The 20,910-nt window shown below is 65.2% G+C and carries 20 protein-coding genes and 1 tRNA gene; 9 read left to right on the plus strand and 12 right to left on the minus strand.

All coding sequences use genetic code 11. The annotated features are described in order from the left end of the window. Positions 1–123: 123 nt before the first annotated feature. On the plus strand, positions 124–1,455 hold the full coding sequence (locus LDB26_RS06175) for an MFS transporter (protein ID WP_257541123.1): 1,332 nt from the start codon (positions 124–126) through the stop codon (positions 1,453–1,455). Here LDB26_RS06175 and LDB26_RS06180 read toward each other — a convergent pair. The 4 genes from LDB26_RS06180 to LDB26_RS06195 form a co-directional block, all read right to left on the minus strand. After that, positions 1,452–2,297, minus strand: a complete 846-nt coding sequence (locus LDB26_RS06180) for a glycosyltransferase family 2 protein (RefSeq protein ID WP_257541125.1) — start codon at positions 2,295–2,297, stop codon at positions 1,452–1,454. The genes LDB26_RS06175 and LDB26_RS06180 overlap by 4 nt on opposite strands. A 3-nt stretch (positions 2,298–2,300) precedes the next feature. Next, positions 2,301–3,590 carry an ammonium transporter gene (locus LDB26_RS06185; RefSeq protein ID WP_257541127.1) on the minus strand — a complete coding sequence of 430 codons (1,290 nt, stop codon included), beginning with the start codon at positions 3,588–3,590 and terminating at the stop codon, positions 2,301–2,303. Between the two features lie 78 nt (positions 3,591–3,668). Further along, positions 3,669–4,394 carry a head GIN domain-containing protein gene (locus LDB26_RS06190; RefSeq protein ID WP_257541129.1) on the minus strand — a complete coding sequence of 242 codons (726 nt, stop codon included), beginning with the start codon at positions 4,392–4,394 and terminating at the stop codon, positions 3,669–3,671. Continuing rightward, positions 4,346–5,089 carry a head GIN domain-containing protein gene (locus tag LDB26_RS06195; protein WP_257541131.1) on the minus strand — a complete coding sequence of 248 codons (744 nt, stop codon included), beginning with the start codon at positions 5,087–5,089 and terminating at the stop codon, positions 4,346–4,348. The genes LDB26_RS06190 and LDB26_RS06195 overlap by 49 nt, the downstream gene beginning before the upstream one ends. Positions 5,090–5,397: 308 nt before the next feature. Between LDB26_RS06195 and hemB the strand changes: the two genes are divergently transcribed. Then, positions 5,398–6,393, plus strand: a complete 996-nt coding sequence (hemB, locus tag LDB26_RS06200) for a porphobilinogen synthase (protein WP_257541133.1) — start codon at positions 5,398–5,400, stop codon at positions 6,391–6,393. A gap of 53 nt (positions 6,394–6,446) precedes the next feature. Beyond that, a complete protein-coding gene (locus tag LDB26_RS06205; RefSeq protein ID WP_062064746.1) occupies positions 6,447–7,019 on the plus strand; it encodes a gamma carbonic anhydrase family protein in 573 nt (190 codons plus the stop codon). Between the two features lie 6 nt (positions 7,020–7,025). Here the strand turns inward: LDB26_RS06205 and LDB26_RS06210 are convergent, their stop codons facing one another. Both LDB26_RS06210 and LDB26_RS06215 read right to left on the minus strand, forming a co-directional pair. Continuing rightward, entirely contained in the window at positions 7,026–7,538 is a 513-nt protein-coding gene (locus LDB26_RS06210; protein WP_257541135.1) for a hypothetical protein, read from the minus strand. Positions 7,539–7,590: 52 nt separating this feature from the next. Continuing rightward, positions 7,591–7,854, minus strand: coding sequence for a hypothetical protein (locus LDB26_RS06215; protein ID WP_062068708.1), 264 nt, complete (start codon positions 7,852–7,854; stop codon positions 7,591–7,593). 65 nt (positions 7,855–7,919) lie between these two features. On the opposite strand from LDB26_RS06215, the gene LDB26_RS06220 reads away from it, so the two are divergent. Then, the gene (locus LDB26_RS06220; protein WP_257541137.1) at positions 7,920–9,062 is read left to right on the plus strand and encodes a pyridoxal phosphate-dependent aminotransferase; all 1,143 of its coding nucleotides are present in this window, start codon (positions 7,920–7,922) and stop codon (positions 9,060–9,062) included. Between the two features lie 375 nt (positions 9,063–9,437). Here the strand turns inward: LDB26_RS06220 and LDB26_RS06225 are convergent. Next, a tRNA-Leu gene (locus tag LDB26_RS06225) sits at positions 9,438–9,522 on the minus strand. A gap of 201 nt (positions 9,523–9,723) precedes the next feature. Between LDB26_RS06225 and zwf the strand changes: the two genes are divergently transcribed. The 5 genes from zwf to LDB26_RS06250 all read left to right on the plus strand — a co-directional run bounded on the left by zwf (position 9,724) and on the right by LDB26_RS06250 (position 15,036). Beyond that, entirely contained in the window at positions 9,724–11,187 is a 1,464-nt protein-coding gene (gene zwf / locus LDB26_RS06230) for a glucose-6-phosphate dehydrogenase (protein WP_257541139.1), read from the plus strand. Then, the gene (gene edd, locus LDB26_RS06235; protein ID WP_257541141.1) at positions 11,180–13,012 is read left to right on the plus strand and encodes a phosphogluconate dehydratase; all 1,833 of its coding nucleotides are present in this window, start codon (positions 11,180–11,182) and stop codon (positions 13,010–13,012) included. The genes zwf and edd overlap by 8 nt, the downstream gene beginning before the upstream one ends. Continuing rightward, positions 13,009–13,974 (plus strand): glucokinase, encoded by a 966-nt coding sequence (gene glk, locus LDB26_RS06240; RefSeq protein WP_257541144.1) that lies wholly within the window; start codon positions 13,009–13,011, stop codon positions 13,972–13,974. Before edd ends, glk begins: the two co-directional genes overlap by 4 nt. Beyond that, positions 13,975–14,604 carry a bifunctional 4-hydroxy-2-oxoglutarate aldolase/2-dehydro-3-deoxy-phosphogluconate aldolase gene (gene eda / locus LDB26_RS06245; protein ID WP_257541146.1) on the plus strand — a complete coding sequence of 210 codons (630 nt, stop codon included), beginning with the start codon at positions 13,975–13,977 and terminating at the stop codon, positions 14,602–14,604. A 117-nt stretch (positions 14,605–14,721) separates the two neighbouring features. Further along, on the plus strand, positions 14,722–15,036 hold the full coding sequence (locus tag LDB26_RS06250; RefSeq protein WP_257541148.1) for a YdeI/OmpD-associated family protein: 315 nt from the start codon (positions 14,722–14,724) through the stop codon (positions 15,034–15,036). Between the two features lie 45 nt (positions 15,037–15,081). Here the strand turns inward: LDB26_RS06250 and pgl are convergent, their stop codons facing one another. From pgl to LDB26_RS06275, 5 genes are all read right to left on the minus strand, one after another. Further along, on the minus strand, positions 15,082–15,777 hold the full coding sequence (gene pgl / locus LDB26_RS06255; protein ID WP_257541150.1) for a 6-phosphogluconolactonase: 696 nt from the start codon (positions 15,775–15,777) through the stop codon (positions 15,082–15,084). Further along, positions 15,774–16,250, minus strand: a complete 477-nt coding sequence (locus LDB26_RS06260) for a YbaK/EbsC family protein (protein WP_257541152.1) — start codon at positions 16,248–16,250, stop codon at positions 15,774–15,776. The genes pgl and LDB26_RS06260 overlap by 4 nt, the downstream gene beginning before the upstream one ends. Continuing rightward, positions 16,247–17,251, minus strand: a complete 1,005-nt coding sequence (gene galE, locus LDB26_RS06265; protein WP_257541154.1) for a UDP-glucose 4-epimerase GalE — start codon at positions 17,249–17,251, stop codon at positions 16,247–16,249. Before galE ends, LDB26_RS06260 begins: the two co-directional genes overlap by 4 nt. Before the next feature lie 66 nt (positions 17,252–17,317). Further along, entirely contained in the window at positions 17,318–19,495 is a 2,178-nt protein-coding gene (locus LDB26_RS06270) for a 3-hydroxyacyl-CoA dehydrogenase NAD-binding domain-containing protein (RefSeq protein WP_257541156.1), read from the minus strand. A 96-nt stretch (positions 19,496–19,591) separates the two neighbouring features. Then, complete coding sequence (locus LDB26_RS06275; protein WP_257541158.1) at positions 19,592–20,800, minus strand: acetyl-CoA C-acetyltransferase; 1,209 nt, start codon at positions 20,798–20,800, stop codon at positions 19,592–19,594. Between the last annotated feature and the right edge of the window lie 110 nt (positions 20,801–20,910).

Genomic DNA, 20,910 nt, shown 5'->3' on the forward strand with positions numbered 1-20,910 from the left:
TTTGTCCTATCCCCTCGCAGGTGCAAAATAGGGCATGGCCTGTTCGACCACCGGTACGATTCGACTTGTTGCAACGAAATGCGGCATGGATCGTTCCCGCAGACTGAAGGCCAGCGAGACACCATGACCTCCGTGACGACCACGCCCAGTTCGACCGCAATGGAACGCGATGCGCGCAGCGTAACCGCACGGCACAAGCGCGTCGCGCCCGGCGAAATCGCGATCGGCGTCGTGATCGGCCGCACCTCGGAATTTTTCGACTTCTTCGTCTATGCCATCGCATCCTGCATCGTCTTTCCCGCACACGTCTTCCCCTATCTCAGCCCTCTCGCGGGGACGCTCTGGTCGTTCGCCATCTTCGCGCTCGCCTTCATCACGCGGCCCATCGGCTCGGTCATCTTCATGTGGGTGGACCGCCAATATGGCCGGGGCGTGAAGCTCACTATCGCCCTTTTCCTGTTGGGCGGATCGACGGCCGCCATCGCCTTCCTGCCGGGATATGACACCATCGGCCACTGGTCGGCGGCACTGCTGGCGCTGTTCCGCTGCGGGCAGGGGGTGGCGCTGGGCGGCACCTGGGACGGCCTGGCCTCGCTGCTGTCGCTCAATGCGCCGAAGAACAAGCGGGGCTGGTACGCCATGATGCCGCAGCTTGGCGCGCCGCTCGCGCTACTGGTGGCGAGTGGCCTGTTCGCCTTCTTCCTGTCTACCCTGTCGCGCGCGGATTTCCTCGACTGGGGCTGGCGTTATCCTTTCTTCGTGGCCTTCGCGATCAACGTGGTGGCTCTGTTTGCCCGCCTCCGCATCGTCGTCACCCATGAGTTTGAGCGCCTGTTCGAATCGAAGGAGCTTCAACCCTCGCCCGTGCTGGAAACCATCCGCAGCGATGGGCGCAATATCGTCATCGGGGCCTTCGCTCCGCTGGCGAGCTTCGCGCTCTTCCACATGGTGACGGTGTTCCCACTCTCATGGATCGCGCTTTACACGGAACAGCCGCTCGAACGCTTTCTGGGTATCGAGATGATCGGCGCCTGCGTCGGCATCCTTGCGATTATCGTGTCCGGTTTCGTCGCGGATCAGGTCGGCCGCCGCTCCCTGCTGGCTTATTCGGCGCTTGGCATCGGCATTTTTTCCATCGCCGCGCCGTTGCTGCTGAGCGGCGGCGACCTGCCCGAAGTCGCCTTCATGGTGCTGGGCTTCATCCTTCTGGGCCTCAGCTTCGGCCAGTCGTCCGGGGTCGTCGCATCCAACTTTTCCAGCGCGACACGCTATACCGGCTCGGCACTGACGTCTGACCTTGCATGGCTGGTGGGCGCGGGGTTCGCGCCGCTCGTCGCGCTCGCCTTGTCCGCCACCTTCGGGCTGGCGGCGTCGGGCGCCTATCTGTTCTCGGGCGCTGTCGTCACTGGCCTCGCTCTGTTCATCAACAAGGAACTGGCGGGCCGCGACCGTTAGGATTGCGCCCGCATCCGGGCGAGCGCCTTGCGATCGAACCAGCCGGTTATCCCGCCCCTGGGCCTGAAACGCGGCAGCCATTCGCCGTACAGCTCTGCCATTCGGCGCGGCAGCCCCGCCGGGCCTTCCCGTCCCATGATGTCGGACAGGATGCGATTCTGGAAATAGCGCAGCGAATAATTGTGCATCCGCCGATATTGCATGTGCCAGCTTGCCGGACTGAACACGCTGACCGGCTCGCAGCGAAAGCCCGCGCCTTCGCAGGCGACGATCCGTTCGGGCGCCCAGTTCGCGTCCCGCTCCAGATCGGTGTGCGCCCATGCGGCGACCATTCCATCGTCTCCGATCAGATCGTCGGGCAGGCGCAGCCCCCGCTCCCGGATCGCGGCGAAGAATCGCCGGGGCAGGGCATAAAGGTCGCCGAACAGACCGCCTTCCACCTTCAGATTGCGCCGGTAAATCTGGGCCTGCCGCCCGTTGACCGGCATACCGGCGGCGGCATTGGCTTGCGGATGAGCCGCAAGGTCCGCGACCAGCGCATCAATGGAGCCTGACGTGATTTCCGCGTCGCCATCCATGAAGATGACGGCATCCTCTTCCCCGCTCAGCAGCTCATGCACGAAATGATTCCATGTCCGCGACTTGCCGCCCTGCGCGATGTCATGGACGATGACATGCGCCCGCCCCGCGGCGAATCCTTGCGCGCGTTCCACCGTCGCGTCGGTGGTGCCGTTCACCAATATGTGAAAGCGCGTGTCCGGCCGATCCAGCGGCAGCGAGCCGAGGCACAGGCCGATGCGCCGTTCCTCCTGATGCGCGAAAATGCCGACCGCGACCGTCATGCCTCAGCGGAAATCCCAGGCCTGTTCGCCATGCAGCGCCGTATCCAGCCCGTTTTCCTCCTCCTCCGGGCTGACCCGCAAGGGCAGAACCACGGAAATCAGAAGCGCCGCGATTGCCGTCCCCGCCATGGACCACAGGGCGACCACGATCACGCCGATGACCTGGCTCAGCATCGCGCCGCTCAGGTCGACCGCGCCTTCAAAGCCGACGCCGCCCAGCACAGGCAGGACAAAGACCGGCAGCAGCAGGACGCCCGCAAGCCCGCCTATCCCATGCAGCGCGAAAATATGCGCCGGATCGTCCACCGACTTTCCCATAAGGCCGCTGACACCACGGCAGATCACCGCCGCTGCAAGGCCGATCAGCATCGCGCCGCCGGTGCTCACCAGCGCGGCGCTTGCAGCGATGGCCGCCAAGCCCGCCAGCGCGCCTGAAATGGCGCCCGTCGCCGTGCCTCGCCGGCCGAGCGCCTTGTCCAGCACCATCCAGCCCAGCGCGCCCGCGCAGGCCGCGAAATGGCCGTTGAGGATGGCCGTCGCCGCATCGTCCGTCGCGCCCAGCGCCCATCCGCCGACGCTCCCCGCCGATCCCAGCCAGATCAGCGCGCCGCCCGCCATGCTCAGCGCGGGGGCATGTCCGCTTGCGGTGCCAGAGGCTCGCCGTCCCGCGATCAGGCTCAATGAAATTGCGGAAAAGCCCGCGCACAGATGCACCGTCAGCCCGCCCGCGAAATCCATGACGCCCAGTCCCGCCAGCCAGCCGCCGCCCCATATCCAATGGGCGGTGGGCACATAGACGAGCAACAGCCAGAGCGGCGCGAACAGGATCATCCATCCAGTTCGCGCCCGGTCGACCACCGCGCCGCCAACGACACAGGCCGCCAGGATGGCCAGGCTCATCTGAAACAGGACAAAGGCCGATTCCGGCACCGTCATGCTATCGCGCAAAGCGGCCAGATTGGAGAGCAAAAGATTGCCGCTTCCGCCCAGCCACGCATCGCCCGGCGCATAGATCAGGCTGTATGCGGCAATAGCCCAGACCAGCGACACGCTCGCCGCGACGCCCATATTTCCGGCCACGGCCGAAAGGGCGCTCCGTACGGAAGACAGACCAGCCAGCCGCAGCGCCAGCCCCGGCAGCGCCGCCAGCAGCACCAGCATGGCGCACAGCATCATCCAGGCGGTGTCGCCGCTATCGGCTACCGCGATGACCTGTGCATGGGCAGGCTGCGGCGCCAGCAAGGCGGCGACGGGCAGGATCAGGTGACGTTTGCTGAAGGCCGGCTTTTTCATATCGGCTGCCTCTTTAGCCGCGCGCCGGTAAAAACTTCGATAAGCCTATATGTGCGAAGCCTTCCGCGCCGCGCCGACCTAGAAGGATTTACCGCCGCAACCGATGCGGCCGATCCCGCGATTGTCGACGCTGCACGCGGCCTTGCCCGCGACCGTGACGTCGCCCGATCCCGATGCGATCACACTGGCGTTCACGTCTGCGGTGATGGAAACGCTGCCCGCGCCTTCATTGCCGATGCTGGCCTGCCGCGCGACAAGTCCCTCGGCCGACACCGTGCCGGGACCGGTGACGCGGATATTCGCGACGCCCGCACGGCCGTTCAGCGTAGCCCGGCCCCCACCCGCAAGGCCCAGGTCAAGCTGGTCCAGTTCGACCGCATCCACACTGACATCGCCATTGCCACCCATCACGATCTCGCCGCGCAGGCCCTTCATCCGGTTGACGTTCACGGAACCGCCGCCCGTCAGCACGATCCGCTCCAGCGCGCCTGTCGACAGACGCAGCGTCACCGGGCCACCACCGCTTTCGCCCGGCTGCGCCCGTTCCATGGTGATGGACAGCATCCGCCCCGAAACATCGACTTTCAGCCGGTCCAGCATGTGCAGATCGCCATCGGCACGGGCGGATGGCCCCATGCCGGTGGCGACGATCACGTTCACCGGCGCTTCGACCCGAATCTCGTCGAAGCTGGTGATGGTATAGCCCCGGCTCGCCGCCTCCGCCGAAACGCCCGATCCCGCCATGCCGATGAGGATCAGGGCGCGCAGCGCGCCTCGCCCGGTCCGATGCCGCTTGTCCTGCATTGCGCCTTGCCCTTCACCGTAACATTGCCCGGTCCCATGATGTTGATAGCAACCGGGCCATCGGACGCAAAGCCCATGTCGCCGCTGCCCATCAATGAGGCATCCGCCTTGCCCAGTTTCAGCTTTTCGCCGTCGATGTCGCCCGACCCGGTGAGGGACAGCTTGCCTTCATCCGCCGTGCCTGCAATCTCGATGGAGCCGGACCCGGTAATATCGGCCTTCAGCTTGCGTAGCTTCACCGCCCCGATCTCCATGTCGCCCGATCCCGTCAGCGACAGGTCCAGTGCCTGGCCCTCCGCCCGGTCGAGGTCGAAATCCCCGGAGCCGGTCAGCGTCACGGCGGCGATGGCGGGCATGGTGACGCGAACGGTTGCGCCCCTGTCGCTGGAGCCGGTCCATTGCGACTTGCGCCCAATCTTCAACCGCCCATCGTTGACGGCGATCTCAAGTTTTTCGATGGCGTTGGGGTCGCCTTCCGCCCTGACGGCAAAGCCGTCGCCAATGATCACGACCACATCATCCGGCCCCACGGCGTCGATTGCGGTAAAGTCCTTGAGCGCCGACCAATCCTGTGCCGCGTGCGCGCTCTGATCGCTCGCAGGCGTTGCATTGCCGCCGCCCTCCTTCGAACAGGCCGTCGTCATCAGGGAAAGGCCCGCCAGCAGCAGCGCGGACAAGGAAAGGGACTTGGGCATCGCACACTCCTTAACTGTATTGTGTTGTTAATACAGAAAGGCGCTTTCGGTTCCAAGCCTTTAGTGGCCGGTAGTGGCCGAACGATTCGCCAACGGCACTAAAATCCTCCTGCAAGGGGAGGGGGGACCGCCGCGAAGCGATGGTGGTGGGGTGATGCCCTCTCGATAGCGGGATACCCCACCGTCAGCGCGCTGCGCGGCCGCTTTCCCTTGAAGAGGAAGATATACAGGCTTGCGAGTAACCGCGTCGGCTTCCTCCTTTCCCACCTTCGCTTGATCCACGGCGGGGAGGGGCCTAAACCGCGCCCATGACCTATGCTTCCTATCCGGCGCTGCGTCTGCGCCGCCCCCGCGCTTCGGCCTGGAGCCGGGCGATGCACGCCGAAAACCGCCTCAGCCCCGCCGATTTCATCTGGCCGCTGTTCGTGACCGAAGGGCAGGGGGTGGAGGAACCCATCGCCGCGCTCCCCGGCGTGTCGCGCTGGTCGGTCGACCTGATGGTTCAGCGCGCGAAGGAAGCTCGCGACGCCGACATCCCCTGCCTCGCGCTGTTCCCCAACACCCAGCCCGAACGCCGCAGCGACGACGGCGTCGAAGCGCTCAATCCCGACAATCTCATGTGCCGCGCCATCCGCGCCATCAAGGACGCGGTGCCCGACATCGGCATCCTGACGGACGTGGCGCTCGACCCCTATACCGCGCATGGGCAGGATGGCCTGCTGGACGAAGCGGGCTATGTCCTGAACGACGCCACCATCGACATGCTGATCGGCCAGTCGCTCAATCAGGCGGCGGCGGGCGCGGACATCATCGCGCCCAGCGACATGATGGACGGTCGCATCGGCGCGATCCGCGAGGCGCTGGAGGAGGAAGGCCATGCCAATGTGCAGATCATGGCCTATTCCGCCAAATATGCGAGCGTCTTCTATGGCCCGTTCCGCGACGCGGTGGGATCGCGCGGGCTGCTCAAGGGCGACAAGAAAAGCTATCAGATGGACCCCGCCAACAGCGAGGAGGCGCTGCGCGAAGTCGCCCTCGACCTGGAGGAAGGCGCGGACAGCGTCATGGTGAAGCCGGGCCTGCCCTATCTCGACATCATCGCCCGGGTGAAGGCCGCCTTCGCCGTGCCCGTCTTTGCCTATCAGGTGTCGGGCGAATATGCGATGATCGAGGCCGCCGTGGCCGCCGGGGCAGGGGACCGCGACGCGCTGGTGCTCGAAACGCTGATGGCGTTCAAGCGGGCGGGCTGTTCGGGCGTGCTCACCTATCACGCGCTCCACGCCGCGCGTCTGCTTCATGGCTGATGTCGCGCCCCACGCCCCTACAGCATAGCCAGACCCGATTGAGGATGCCTGCCATGACCGACCATCCCGGAACGACGATCATCCCCTTCAACGGCAAGATGCCGGTCATCCATCCCAGCGCCTTTATCGCGCCGGGATGCCGCATCATCGGCGATGTGGAGATCGGGGAGGATGTTTCCATCTGGTATAATTGCGTCATCCGCGCCGACGTGAACCGCATCCGCATCGGCGCGCGGACGAATATTCAGGACGGCACCGTGGTCCATTGCGACAGCCCTGACGAAGGCGGACATGGCCCGGCGGAGGGCTATCCGACCCTGATCGGGGAGGAGGTGCTGATCGGCCATATGGCGATGATCCATGGTTGCACGTTGCTGGACCGCGCCTTTATCGGCCTGTCGTCGGTGGTGATGAGCGGCGGCGTGGTGGAAAGCGACGCGATGCTTGCCGCCGGGGCGCTGTTGTCGCCGGGCAAGACGGTCCCTCACCGTCAGCTATGGGCAGGCCGCCCTGCCAAATATATGCGCGAGCTTTCGGACGAGGCGCTGATCGGCATGCGCGAAGGCGTCGAGCATTATGTCCACAATGGAAAGGCGCACAAAGGCGCGATCAAGGCCGCGCGCTAAAGGGAATCAGGGCTGAACCAATCGCCCTTTCAGCGCGTCCAGCCGGTCATTCTGCCCATCGACAATCGCCAGAGCCTTCGACCGCGCTGCGTCGATCTCATCGGTGCCGCCCTGCTCCTGGCCCTCGGCAATGGCGTTGCTCCGTGCGACATAAAGCGTGTCGAGGCTGGCGAGCGCGGACACGCTGTCGTTGCGCGTTGATTCCAGCGTGCTGATCGCGACCTGCGCCGCGACCCAGCCTTCGCTCGATACCGCTGCGCCCCTTGCCGCCTGCGTGGCGCGATCTGCCGCTACATAAGCCTGATCGAACGCGGCTTTCCCTGCCTGCGCCTGCGCGGACAGCTTGTCGATCTGTGCCTTCAATGCCGGGTCGGCGGCGGCCGGGGCGGGCGGCGGCGCCACTTCGGCCATCGGCGCGCCTTCCACCGCCCGCTTGGCCAGCGAAGGGTAGCCCTGCTGCGTCCCCGCGCAGCCGGACAGGAAAAGGGCGATGGAGGTTAGCAGCCGGCGCGAGATCATGGCCTTCCATCTAGGGGGCGGCGGCGCGGCGCGCAATGGCGCTTGTGCCGCTTCAATCCTTCGGCTTGTGTTTTGAAAAAAGGTAGCGCCACACGCCGATCATGTTGATGATCAACAGCGCCACATTCTGCCACCCGATGCCTTCGCTGTCCTGCGCCAGAAACCCCCAGAGGATCAGCGCGACGGACGAAGTGACGAACAGCACAAAGGCCCATCCGGTGATGCGTCGTCCCAGATGCAGCGACACGACCAGCGCCGCCAGCGTCGCCGCCCCCGCGCCATAATATTGAAATGCGTCAAGGACGGTTTCGCTCACCTCCCTGAAACGCGGATCGCACGCCAAGGTTGCGAGGCGGCGGCGCGCTCTTTAGTCAGGCGCTCATGATCGCCTGCATCGACCCCTTCCACGCCATTGCCATCAGCCGCGAAGCTCATCGGCTGGAAGCGGAGGGGCGCTCCATCCTCCACATGGAATTTGGCCAGCCTTCGACCGGCGCGCCCGCCGCCGCCATCGCAGCGGCGCATGACATCCTCGACAGCGATCCGATGGGCTATTGGGAAAGCCCCGCGCTCAAGAACCGTATCGCGCGGCTCTATGACGAACGCCATGGCGTGACGGTCGACCCGGAACGGATATTGCTCACCTGCGGCGCATCGCCGGGGTTGGTGCTGGCGCTGTCCTGCCTGTTCGCGCCGGGGGCTAAGGTGGCGACGGCGCGGCCGGGCTATGTTGCCTATCGCAATACGCTCAAGGCCCTCTATCTGGAGGTGGAGGAGGTCGATTGCGGCCCCGCGGACCGCTACCAGATCAGCGCGGCGGCGTTACGGAAGCTCGATCCGGCGCCTGACGGTCTGATCCTCGCCAGCCCCGCCAATCCGACCGGCACCATCATCCCGGCGGAGGAACTGGCCGCCATCGCGCAGGTCTGCGCGCAGCGCGGCGTCCGCATCGTCTCGGATGAGATCTATCACGGCCTGTCTTATGGCGAGCCTGCCCATTCCATGCTGGAATATGCGCCCGGCGCCATCATCGTGAACAGCTTTTCCAAATATTTCAGCATGGCCGGATGGCGGCTGGGCTGGATCGTGGTGCCGCCCGATCTGATCGACGCGGCGCGGGCGCGCATGGGAAACCTGTTCCTGACGCCGCCGTCCCTCGCGCAACATGCCGGGCTGATCGCCATGGACTGCGCGGAAGAACTGGAGGGCCATGTCGCCACCTATCGCCGCAACCGGGAGTTGTTGCTGGAGGCGCTCCCCGCGCTTGGCCTCAAGGAAATAGCGCCGCCGGACGGGGCTTTCTACATCTACGCCGATGTCGGCCACCTCACCCATGACAGCCTGTCCTTCTGCCAGAAGCTGCTGCGCGAAACCGGAGTCGCCGCCGCCCCCGGCATCGACTTCGATCCGGTGGACGGCCAGCGTCACATCCGCTTCAGCTTCGCCGTATCCACCGATCGGGTCGAAGACGCCATCGCCCGCATGATCCCCTGGTTCGCGGCGCAGGGATGTGAAGAGGCATAGGCAGTCTGCAATTCCCTCGCGGAACGGCGGCTATGGGGGAGGGGGCATAATTTATCCCTCGCCCCTTGGGGGAGAGGGTTGCGGAGACTTGGCAGCTTGCTGTCTAGTCGTAGCTGGGTGATGGGGTATGCGCCGCTCGCTGGATAGCGCGCAGCTTCGCCTCCTTCCCCTTCATCCAACTGTGCCTAACCCGCTACGCGAGTAAGGCTTCATATTCTTCTCCCCAAGGGGAGAAGGGAAAAGAATGTCCGCAAACCGGCCATCCCGTGATCGCGGGTTTCAACCCCTTCGATTCTCATCTTGAGAAACTGCAGCAATGCGCCGCGCCAACGGGGACATGATAGCAAGCCGGCCAGCGTCTGAGGCCAACTAAAATGGTGCGGGCGGTCGGACTCGAACCGACACTCCTTGCGGAACCGGATTTTGAGTCCGGCGCGTCTACCAATTTCACCACGCCCGCGCATGGTTGGGGAGCGCCAGATGGCAAAAAGCGCGGCAGGCGTCCAGCCAAAAATCATCCTGCGGGATTTGAAGGGATAAATGCCGCTCCTCATATTGCGGGAGCGGACGCGGCCCGATAGCCTGCGCGTGTCTCGAAAGCGGCCCATTTGGCGGCACGCTTCGCGTAGACCTGACACTCCAACGGAAAAGGGCGTCCCTTTTGACCGAACCGTCTGCCACATTCCTGCTATTCGGCGCCACTGGCGATCTCGCGCACCGGATGATCTTTCCCTCGCTCTACAATCTGCTGGCGGACGGATTGCTGCCGGACGACTTCCTCGTCATCGCGTCGGGCCGTTCCGAGATGAGCGACGATATGTTTCGCGCCGACATAAAGGACAGCCTGCCCAAATTCCTGCCGGCGGATCGTTATGATGCCGCCGTGGCCGACCGGCTGGCCGCCATCATCTCCTATCAGCCGGTGGAGGCGGGCAATGCGGAGCAATTCTCGGCGCTGGCCAGGCGGCTGGACGGGCGGCTGGATCGCGGCCTTTGCGTTTATCTTTCGACCCCGCCCTCGCTATTCGCGCCCACCGCGCAGGGGTTGGCGCAAGCGGGGATCATCACGCCTAAAACCCGCATCGCCATGGAAAAACCCATCGGCAAGGATCTGGCATCCTCGAAACAGGTGAATGACGGCATCGGCGCCTTGTTCGCCGAAGATCAGATTTTCCGCGTCGACCATTATCTCGGCAAGGAAACGGTCCAGAACCTGCTTGCGCTGCGCTTCGGCAATGTGATGTTCGAGCCGCTGTGGAACGCCAGCGCCATCGACCATGTGCAGATCACCGTGGGCGAAACGGTGGGGCTGGAAGGCCGCGTCTCCTATTATGACGGCGTGGGCGCGTTGCGCGACATGGTGCAGAACCATGTGCTCCAGATCCTGTCGATCATCGCCATGGAGCCGCCCGCGCGCATGGACCCCACCTCCGTGCGTGACGAGAAGGTGAAGGCGCTGCGCTCCCTGCGTCCCATGACCGCCGAAACGGTCAAGACCCACAGCGTGCGCGGCCAATATACGCCCGGCGCGGTCGGCGGGCAGATCGTCACCGGCTATGCCGACGAACTGGGGAAGCCCTCCGACACCGAAACCTTCGTGGCCCTGAAAGCCCATATCGACAACTGGCGCTGGCAGGGCGTGCCCTTCTACCTCCGCACCGGCAAGCGGATGCCCGCCCGCCAGTCGGAAATCCTGATCCAGTTCAAGCCGGTGCGTCATTCCATCTTCGGCCGCGACGGCCATGGTTCGGGGCTGGAACCCAACACGCTCATCATCCGCCTTCAGCCGGAGGAATATATCCGCCTGCTCATCATGAGCAAACGCCCCGGCCTCGAACGGCAGGTGCATCTGGATGAAGTGTCGCTGGACGTGTCGCTGACCGCCGCCTTCGCCGGGCAGCGCCGCCGCATCGCCTATGAGCGGCTGATCCTGGACCTGCTGGCGGGCGACCAGACGCTGTTCGTCCGCCGCGACGAGGTGGAGGCGCAATGGACCTGGATCGATTCCATCATCGACGGCTGGAAAGCCGCCGGAATGAAGGTTTCGCCCTATGCATCGGGGAACTGGGGGCCGTCCTCAGCCATTGCCCTTATCGAACGCGATGGAGCAAGCTGGCATGACTGACCTCAACCCGGTGATCGCCAAAGTCACCGACCGCATCATCAGGCGCAGCGCCCCGCGCCGCCGCCAATATCTCGACCTGATCGAGCGGGGCCGCGACGCGGGCACCAACCGCGCGCAGCTCAGTTGCGGCAACCTCGCCCACGCCTTCGCGGCGAGCGGCGACGACAAGCCCGTCATCCGCACCGGCCGGGCGATGAACATGGGGATCGTCACCGCCTATAACGACATGCTCTCCGCCCATCAGCCCTATGGCCGCTATCCCGAAGCGATCAAGATCGCCGCGCGCGAGGTCGGCGCCACGGCGCAGGTCGCAGGCGGCGTCCCCGCCATGTGCGACGGCGTGACGCAGGGGCAGGCGGGCATGGACCTGTCGCTCTTCTCCCGCGACACCATCGCGCTGGGGACGGCGGTGGCGCTCAGCCACGCCATGTTCGAAGGCGCGCTGCTGCTCGGCATTTGCGACAAAATCGTGCCCGGCCTCCTGATCGGCGCGCTGCGCTTCGGCCATTTGCCGACGATCCTGGTTCCCTCCGGCCCCATGCCCTCGGGCCTCGCCAACAAGGAAAAGGTCCGCATCCGCCAGCTCTATGCCGAAGGAAAGGTCGGCAAGGAGGAACTGCTGGAAGCCGAAAGCGCCAGCTATCACGGCGCGGGCACCTGCACCTTCTACGGCACGGCGAACAGCAACCAGATGATGATGGAGGTGATGGGCCTCCACATGCCCGGCGCGGCCTTCATCAACCCCGGCACGAAGCTGCGGACCGAAATCACCCGCGCCGCCGTCCACCGCCTCGCCGGCATCGGCTGGGACAGCGAGGATTATCGCCCGCTCGGCCATTGCATCGACGAAAAGGCTATCGTGAACGCGATCATAGGCCTGATGGCGACCGGCGGCTCCACCAATCACGCCATCCATGTGCCCGCCATAGCGCGGGCAGCGGGGATCAGCGTCGACTGGACCGATTTCGCCGAACTGTCGGACGTGGTGCCGCTGTTGGCGCGTATCTATCCCAATGGCTCGGGCGATGTGAACGCGTTCGAGGCGGCGGGCGGCATGGCCTATGTCATCCGCGAGCTGCTCGACAACGGCCTGCTCCACCGCGACATATTGACCGTCGCCCGCGCCGACCTCACCGACTATGGCAAGGAGCCGGTGCTGGAGAATGAGGCGCTCTTGTGGCGCGACGTTCCCGCCTCCCGCGACGAAGCGATGCTGCGTCCCGTCTCCAGCCCCTTCAGCCCGGACGGCGGCATGAAGCTGCTGTCCGGCAATCTCGGCCGCTGCGTCATGAAGGTGAGCGCGGTCGATCCGTCGCGCTGGACCATCGAAGCACCCGCGGCGATCTTCCACGATCAGGACGATGTGCTGCGCGCCTTCAAGGCCGGGGAACTGGAGCGCGACGTGGTGGTCGTGGTCCGCTTCCAGGGCCCGCGCGCCAACGGGATGCCCGAACTGCACAAGCTCACCCCCGCGCTCGGCGTGTTGCAGGATCGCGGCTTCAAGGTCGCATTGGTGACGGACGGCCGCATGTCCGGCGCGAGCGGCAAGGTGCCCGCCGCCATCCACCTTTCGCCCGAAGCGCTGGGCGACGGCCCCATCGCCCGACTGCGCGATGGCGATATGGTCCGCGTCTGCGCCCAGACCGGCTCTATCGAGGCGCTGGTCGATGCCGCGCAATGGGACGCCCGCACCATGCCCCAAGCCCCGCCGCCACCCTATGACACAGGCCGCGAATTGTTCGCCCTCTTCCGCCAGCACAGCGATCTGGCCGAAGCAGGCGCGTCGCCCATCCTCGCGGCGATGGAAAGTGAGCTTGGATCATGACGGACATCATCGCAGCCGACATCGGCGGCACCAACGCCCGCTTCGCCCGCGCCAGCCTCGACGCACAGGGCGTCCCCACGCTCGGCGAAATCCGGAAATATAAGGTCGCCGACTTTTCCAGCCTGCAAGCCTGCTGGGCGGCCTTCGCGGCGGAGGAAGGGGGCGACCTGCCCAAAGCCGCCTCCATCGCCTTCGCCACCGCCATCGGCCGTAACGTCATCAAGCTCACCAACAGCAACTGGGTGATCCGCCCCGACACGCTGGACGAGGAACTGGGCCTCGACCAGATGCGCCTCGTCAACGATTTCGAGGCGGTCGCCCATGCCGTCACGCGCCTGCCGCCTGAAAACCTGCCGCTGCTTTTCGGTGAGGACCGGCCTTTCCCCGCCGATGGAGGCGTCACCGTGATCGGCCCCGGCACGGGCCTTGGCGTCGCGATGATCGCCTATGACGACGGCGTCCCCCATGTCATCGCGACAGAAGGCGGCCATCTGGATTTCGCCCCGCTCGACACGATGGAGGAGAAAATCCTCGCCTACCTCCGCGACAAGTTCCTCCGCGTATCCGTCGAGCGCATCGTCTCAGGCCCCGGCCTCAACAATATCTACAAGGCGATGGCCACCATCGGCCATGAACGCATCCTGCTGATGGAAGACGCCGAACTGTGGCAGGCGGCGTTGGAGGACAGCGACCCGTTCGCCCGCGCCGCCTTCGACCGTTTCTGCCTCTGCTATGGCGCGGTGGCGGGCGATCTGGCGCTGGCGCACGGCCCTCATGCGGTCGTGCTGGCGGGCGGCCTCACGCAGCGGATGCGCGACCTGTTGCCTCCAAGCGGTTTCCACAGCCGTTTCACCGCCAAGGGCCGTTTCGAAAGCCTCATGAAATCCGTGCCCATCCGCCTCGCCCTGCATGACGAGATCGGGCTTTTCGGCGCCGCCGCCGCCTTTCGGGAGAAGAAGTGAATGTCGCTCAGCGTTGAACAGGTGATGGCGCTGGCCCCGGTGATCCCTGTGCTGGTGGTCGAACGTGTGGAGGACGCGCTCCCCATCGCGCAGGCGCTGGTGAAGGGCGGTCTCCCCGCGCTGGAAGTGACCCTGCGGACCCCCGCCGCGCTGGATGTCATCCGCGAAATGGCCAAGGTCGAAGGCGCCGTCGTCGGCGCGGGCACCGTCCTTAACCCACGTCAGCTTGACGCCGCCATGGAAGCAGGCGCGCGCTTCATCGTCAGCCCCGGCCTCACCGATCCGCTGGGCCGGGCAGCCATCGCCGCGAACATCCCCTTCCTCCCCGGCACGGCGACGGCAGGCGACATCATGCGCGGCATGGACATGGGCCTCACCCACTTCAAATTCTTCCCGGCGGAAACCTCCGGCGGCTTGCCCGCGCTTAAGGCGCTCGCCGCCCCCCTCCACGAAGCCCGCTTCTGCCCCACCGGCGGCATCACGCCGGAAAGCGCGCCCAAATGGCTGGCCGAGCCCTTCGTCCAATGCGTCGGCGGAAGCTGGGTCGTGCCCAAAGGCCCCATCGACCCCGCAAGGATCGAGGCGCTGGCGCGGGAGGCATGCACCCTAAACCAGATCCCGCGTTCATAAATCGGCAGGACTGGAAACGACCGATGGCGGACATTCCCTTATCCCGCGGCCAAACTCAAAAGCCGCCTTTCCAGGCCTGATGAAATCAACTGTCGGCCGGCATTGCGTGGAGGTTTCGTGGCAAATTCTTTTCCCCATGGCACTGTGCATGAAGCAGGCGAAGACCTCCAGACGGCCTTGCAAGCGGATTCGAAAGTCTTCGGATTGTGGGAAGGCTTGACGCCGCTTGGCCGGAATGAGTTCATCTGCTGGGTCGATGATGCGAAACAGGCGGGGACGCGCCAGCGCCGTATTGATCGAACCCGTGAAGAACTGCTGGAGGGAAAGAAACGGCCCTGCTGCTGGGCAGGGTGCATCCACCGTACCGACAAGGCACCGGGCCGATGGCAACAGGCGGTTCTGATCGATCAGAAGAAAAAGAAAGGCGCATAGCGGCCTGATGAGCCAAGGGGGCGTTTCTGCCGTCCCTTGGCAGGCTCAATCGCTGATCCACACCTCCACCGGCACCTTGTCCTGACAAAGCGCCAGCCGGATCGGCAGTTCCTCGACAGACCCTCCCGCCAGCGCGCGGTCATAGACGGCTTTCTTCGCCGCCCCGCCGATCTGGAGGAAGATATGACGGCTATCCACAATCGCGCTGGCGCTCAGCGACATGCGCTGGTGCGGCGCGGCGGGCGGCGTCATCGCCAGCACGCGCGCTTGCGTGGAAAGGCCCTCCGCCAGTTCCCTCGCTTGCGGGAAGAGCGAGGCGGTATGTCCATCCTCCCCCATGCCCAGCAGCACGATGTCCAATGGCCAGGGCAGCGCCGCGAAAACCGCCTCGCAAGCCGCCGCCCCGGCATAGGCATCCGTCGCGTCATTCTTCATCGCCACGAACCGCGCCTTGGCCGCCGCGCCGGTCAGCAGCGTCTCGCGGATCAACCTCTCATTGCTGTCCGCATGGTCCGGCGCGACCCAGCGTTCGTCCACCAGCGTCACGACCACCTTGCCCCAGTCGAGCTGCAGCCCCGACAGCGCCCTCAGCACCGGCCGGGGGGATCGCCCGCCCGACAGCGCGATGCCCGCCACGCCCCGCGCCGCGATCGCTTCGCCCAGCACCGCGCCGATCCGCCGCGCCAGATTCTGCGCCGTCGCCGCGCCATCGGCAAAGACATGCTCGATAGGCCTGCTCACGCCACTTCCTCGGGCAGGGTGCAGGCGTCGATCCACCGCGCGTCCGTCAGTTCCGCCAGCCGCGCCGGCGTCAGTTCCACCGAAGCGGTGCGCGATCCCGCCGCCGGAAACACCGTTTCGAACGCCTGCAAGCTCACGTCGCAATAGACGGGCAGGGGAGCGGCCAGCCCAAAGGGGGACACGCCCCCCACCGGATGCCCGGTGATCGCTTCGACCTCTTCCGCGCCCAGCATCCGGGGTTTTGCGCCCAGCGCCGCCTTCGCCTTGCCGTTGCTCAGCCGCGCATCGCCCCGCGCCACCACCAGCGCGACCTGGCCGCCCACCCGCAGCGACAGCGTCTTGGCGATCCGCGCCGGTTCCACGCCCAGCGCGGCGGCGGCTTCCACCACCGTCGCCGTGCTCACGCCCTGGTCGATGATCGGCACATCAGGCGCCTTCTCCGCGAAAAAGGCCCGGACGCTCGCCTCGCTCATGCCCCGCGAATCTCACTGAGCTTGCGTTCCCACGCCAGAGCGTGCGTCACGATCTGCTCCAGATCGGCATGGCGCGGCTCCCACGGAAATTCATTCATAATCGCTCGGTTATCGGAAATCAGCGAGTCCGGATCGCCCGCCCGCCGTCCTTCCATCCGCCGTTCGATCTTGATGTTGGTCACGCGGTCCACGGCGTCCAGCACCTCCAGCACGGAAAAGCCCCGGCCATAGCCGCAGTTCAGCAGGTAATTCCGCTCCGGCTTCGCCATCAGCGCCTCCAGCGCCAGCACATGCGCGGCGGCCAGATCGGTCACATGGATATAGTCGCGCACACCCGTCCCGTCGGGCGTATCGAAATCCGTCCCGAACACGCTGACGCCATCGCGCTTCCCCAGGGCCGCCTCCACCGCCACCTTGATGAGATGCGTCGCGCCCGCCGTCGATTGTCCGCTGCGCCCCTGCGGATCGGCCCCCGCCACGTTGAAATAGCGCAGCGCGCAGAAGTTCATGCCATGCGCCGCGCTCACGTCGCGCAGCATATATTCGGTCATCAGCTTCGACATGCCATAAGGGTTGATCGGCCGTTGCGGCGTCGTCTCCCTGACCGGGCTTTCCTCCGGTATCCCATAGGTCGCCGCCGTCGAGGAGAAGATGAAATGCGGCACGCCCACCCGCACCGTGCTTTCGATCAGGTCGCGGGTCTTTGCGCTGTTATTATGATAATATTTCAATGGGTTTTCGACAGACTCTGGCACCACGACTGAACCGGCGAAATGCATGATCGCCTTGACGCCATGGTCCCGCAAAGCCGCCTCCACCAACGGCTGATCGGCGATATCGCCCCGCACCAGCGGCACGCCATCGGGCACCGCCCAATCGAAGCCGGTGACGAGGTTGTCGATCACCACCACGCCATAGCCCGCGTCCTTCAGCGCCAGCACCGCATGGCTGCCGATATAACCGGCCCCGCCCGTCACCAATATCGTCGGCTTTTCGCTCATAAAAAGAAGGTCTCCCCGGATGTTCCGGGAAGACCTAGCCGAGGGGGAGGGGGATTGTCAGCCTGTTTATGCCGCGGCGCGGGACGGAGCGGGGCGATAGAAGGTCGCGCCGCTCGCCGCCATCTCCCGCAATTGCTTCGTCGGCGCGAACCGTTCGCCATGCGCTGCCGCCAGCCGGTCCAGCACCGCCACCACATGCGCGATGCCGACCGTATCCATGTGGCTGAACGGCCCGCCGGTCCAGGGCGCAAAGCCCCAGCCGAAGATCGCGCCGATATCGCCATCCTCCGGCGTCTCCAGCACGCCCTCCTCGAAACAGCGGGCACATTCGATCAGTTGCCGATAGAGCAGCCGCTCCTTCACGGCCTCCACATCGGGCTGATCGGCGGCCAGCGGGAACAGTTCGGCCAGCCCGGGCCACAGATGCTTCTTCCCGTCTTCGGGATAGTCATACCATCCCTTCGCGCTCTTGCGCCCCAAACGGCCCAATTCCACCATCTGCGCCATCAATTCGTCGGACCGCTGCGCGACATAGGCATCGCCCAGTTCCTTCTTCGCCGCGAGCACGATCTTGTTGCCCAGCTCGATGGAAACCTCGTCGCCCACGGCCAGCGGCCCCACGGGCATCCCCAATTGCCGCCCACCATTTTCGATCAGCGCCGGATTGACCCCTTCGGCCACCATCTCCACACCTTCCTGCACATAGGTGCCGAAGCAGCGCGAGGTATAGAAGCCGCGCGAGTCATTGACGACGATGGGCGTTTTCTTGATCTGCGCCACGAAATCCAGCGCCTTGGCGATGGCGGCGGGGCCGGTTTCGCGCCCCAGGATGATTTCTACCAGCGGCATCTTCTCGACCGGCGAGAAGAAATGGATGCCGATGAAATTCGCCGGCTTGCTCCACGCCTTCGCCAGCTTGGTGATCGGCAGCGTCGACGTGTTGGAGCCAAAGATCACATCCGCGCCCAGCACTTCCTCGACCTTTTTCGTGACTTCCGCCTTGATGGCGACATCCTCGAACACCGCCTCGATCACGAAATCCGCCCCGGCCAGCCCCGCATAGTCGGTCGTCGGCGTCACGCGGGCCAGCGTCTCCGCCATCTTCTCCGGCGTCATGCCCTTGCCGAGCCGCTTGCTTAACTGCTCCTCGACATGCGCTTTGCCTTTTTCCGCATAGGCCTGATCCCGGTCGAACAGCACGACCTCCATCCCCGCCTGCGCGGCGACCGTGGCGATGCCTGCGCCCATCATGCCCGCGCCCAGCATGGCGAGCTTCCTCGTCGGCGCCTTGGGCTGGTCCTTGGGGCGGCGCGCGCCGCGTTCGGCGGCCTGCTTGTTGACGAACAGGCTGCGGATCATGTTGCTCGCCTGCGGGTCGGCGGCGACCTTGGCGAAATATTTGCTCTCGATCCGGATCGCCTGATCAATGGGCAGTATCGCGCCTTCATAGACTGCTGACAGCAAAGCGATGGGCGCGTTCATGTTGCGCTGCGTCTGCTTGAGGGTCATCGGCACGGCGCCCGCCATGGTCTGCACGAAAGCGGGGTTGAACCCACCCGCGCCGCCCGGAATTTTGAAGCCCTTCACATCCCATGGCTGCACCGATGCGGTCGGATTCGCCTTCACCCACGCCTTTGCCGTGTCCAGCGCCGTGCCCTGCGGCACCACTTCATCGACAACTTTCAGCATCGCCGCTTCGGCGGGCCGGAACAGCTTGCCTTGCAACATATACATCAGCGCCGCCTGCACCCCCATCAGGCGCGTCATGCGCTGCGACCCGCCACCGCCGGGAAACAGGCCGATCAGTATTTCGGGCAATCCCAACTGCGTCTTGGGGCTATCCCCCACCACGCGCCGATGACAGGCCATCGCCAGTTCCAGCCCGCCGCCGACGCAGGTGCCCTCAATGGCGCAGGCCACCGGCTTGCCGCAGGTTTCCAGACGGCGGAAAAGCTGGTTCAGCACGAACACCTTGTCGAATATATCGGCGGGGGCGGGGCGTTCGCCTTCCGCGCTTGCCAGCATCGCGCCCAGAAATTTCAGGTCCATGCCGGCCATGAAGCCGCTGTCCTTGCCCGACGCGATGACGGCGCCCTTGATGGCTTCTTCCGACGCGATGCGCGTGATCGCCGCGTCCAGATCGGTGATGAAATCCGGGCCGATGACGTTCATCGACTGACCGGGCACGTCGATGGTCAGCGTGGCAATGCCGTCGCCGTCAATGTCGAATGTGATGGTGCTCATATCCTGTCTCCTTCCCCATTCTCCGTTCGCCCTGATCCTGTCGAAGGGCGCTTGCGAACCGGGCTTCAACAGCCCGGACGGGGTGTTTTGAATGCCTCAAATACGCTCGATGATCGTGCCGGTGCCCATGCCCGCGCCCACGCACAGGTTGACGAGCGCGGTGCCCTTGCCCGTCCGCTCCAGTTCATCCAGCGCCGTGCCCAGCACCATCGCGCCGGTCGCGCCCAGCGGGTGTCCCATGGCGATCGCGCCGCCATTGACGTTGATCAGGCCATGGTCGAGGTCCATCGCCTGCATGTAGCGCAGCACCACGGCGGCAAAGGCTTCGTTCAGTTCCCACAGGTCGATGTCGGCCTTGCTCATCCCCGCGCGCGTGAGCAGCTTGCCCGCGACGAACTCCGGCCCGGTCAGCATGATGAGCGGTTCGGACCCTATGGAGGCCGCCGCGCGGATGCGCGCGCGCGGTTTCAGCCCATATTTCTCGCCGATCGCCTTGCTGCCGACCAGTACGCCGGCGGCGCCGTCGACGATGCCGGAACTGTTGCCTGCATGGTGGACATGATCGACCTTCTCCAGTTCCGGGTAGCGCAGCAGCGCCACCGTATCGAAGCCCGGCATATCCTCGCCCAGCGCGGCGAAGCTGGGTTTCAGGGCGGCGAGCGACTGCATCGTGGCGTCTGGCCGCATATGTTCGTCATGGTCCAGCGCGATGCGGCCGATAATGTCTTTCACCGGCAGGATGGATCTGGCGAAGCGCCCTTCGTCCCATGCCATCTTCGCGCGCCGCTGGCTCTCCACCGCATAGGCGTCGACATCATCCCGCGAAAAGCCGAATTTGGTCGCGATCACGTCCGCGCCGATGCCCTGCGGCGCGAAATAGGTTTTGTAGGCGACGGCCGGGTCCATGGCCCATGCGCCGCCATCCGACGCCATCGGCACCCGGCTCATGGATTCGACGCCGCCCGCGACGACGAAATCCGCTTCGCCCGATACGACCTTGCCCGCGGCCATGTTCACCGCTTCGAGCCCCGAAGCGCAAAAGCGGCTGATCTGTACGCCCGGCGTGGTCTGGGCGTAACCCGCGTTCAGCACCGCGACGCGCGCGATGTCCGCGCCCTGCTCGCCCACCGGCGTGACGCAGCCCAGTATGACGTCGTCCACATCCGCGGTGTCGATGCCGTTGCGATCACGTATGCCTTCCAGCACCTGCGTCGCAAGCTGGATGGGGGTGATCTCATGCAGCGACCCGTCGGTCTTGCCCCGGCCCCGGGGCGTCCTGACGGTGTCGTAGATATAGGCTTCCATGGATTAAGTCCTCTCCGATGACCGGGACGCGATGCGATTTATACCCGCAAAATGTATTTACGTTTACGTAAAGTGCAAGGGGAAGATGCCCGAACGCCCCGCTTCCCAAC

Origin of the sequence: Sphingobium sp. CFD-1, assembly GCF_024611115.1 — a bacterium.
GTDB lineage: Bacteria > Pseudomonadota > Alphaproteobacteria > Sphingomonadales > Sphingomonadaceae > Sphingobium > Sphingobium baderi_A.

Bases quoted from the DNA above. Each gene is read 5' to 3' on its own strand.
- LDB26_RS06175 (WP_257541123.1), top strand. From the start codon at position 124: ATGACCTCCGTGACGACCACGCCCAGTTCGACCGCAATGGAACGCGAT.
- LDB26_RS06180 (WP_257541125.1), bottom strand. From the start codon at position 2,297: ATGACGGTCGCGGTCGGCATTTTCGCGCATCAGGAGGAACGGCGCATC.
- LDB26_RS06185 (WP_257541127.1), bottom strand. From the start codon at position 3,590: ATGAAAAAGCCGGCCTTCAGCAAACGTCACCTGATCCTGCCCGTCGCC.
- LDB26_RS06190 (WP_257541129.1), bottom strand. From the start codon at position 4,394: ATGCAGGACAAGCGGCATCGGACCGGGCGAGGCGCGCTGCGCGCCCTG.
- LDB26_RS06195 (WP_257541131.1), bottom strand. From the start codon at position 5,089: ATGCCCAAGTCCCTTTCCTTGTCCGCGCTGCTGCTGGCGGGCCTTTCC.
- hemB (WP_257541133.1), top strand. From the start codon at position 5,398: ATGACCTATGCTTCCTATCCGGCGCTGCGTCTGCGCCGCCCCCGCGCT.
- LDB26_RS06205 (WP_062064746.1), top strand. From the start codon at position 6,447: ATGACCGACCATCCCGGAACGACGATCATCCCCTTCAACGGCAAGATG.
- LDB26_RS06210 (WP_257541135.1), bottom strand. From the start codon at position 7,538: ATGATCTCGCGCCGGCTGCTAACCTCCATCGCCCTTTTCCTGTCCGGC.
- LDB26_RS06220 (WP_257541137.1), top strand. From the start codon at position 7,920: ATGATCGCCTGCATCGACCCCTTCCACGCCATTGCCATCAGCCGCGAA.
- edd (WP_257541141.1), top strand. From the start codon at position 11,180: ATGACTGACCTCAACCCGGTGATCGCCAAAGTCACCGACCGCATCATC.
- glk (WP_257541144.1), top strand. From the start codon at position 13,009: ATGACGGACATCATCGCAGCCGACATCGGCGGCACCAACGCCCGCTTC.
- eda (WP_257541146.1), top strand. From the start codon at position 13,975: ATGTCGCTCAGCGTTGAACAGGTGATGGCGCTGGCCCCGGTGATCCCT.
- LDB26_RS06260 (WP_257541152.1), bottom strand. From the start codon at position 16,250: ATGAGCGAGGCGAGCGTCCGGGCCTTTTTCGCGGAGAAGGCGCCTGAT.
- galE (WP_257541154.1), bottom strand. From the start codon at position 17,251: ATGAGCGAAAAGCCGACGATATTGGTGACGGGCGGGGCCGGTTATATC.
- LDB26_RS06270 (WP_257541156.1), bottom strand. From the start codon at position 19,495: ATGAGCACCATCACATTCGACATTGACGGCGACGGCATTGCCACGCTG.
- LDB26_RS06275 (WP_257541158.1), bottom strand. From the start codon at position 20,800: ATGGAAGCCTATATCTACGACACCGTCAGGACGCCCCGGGGCCGGGGC.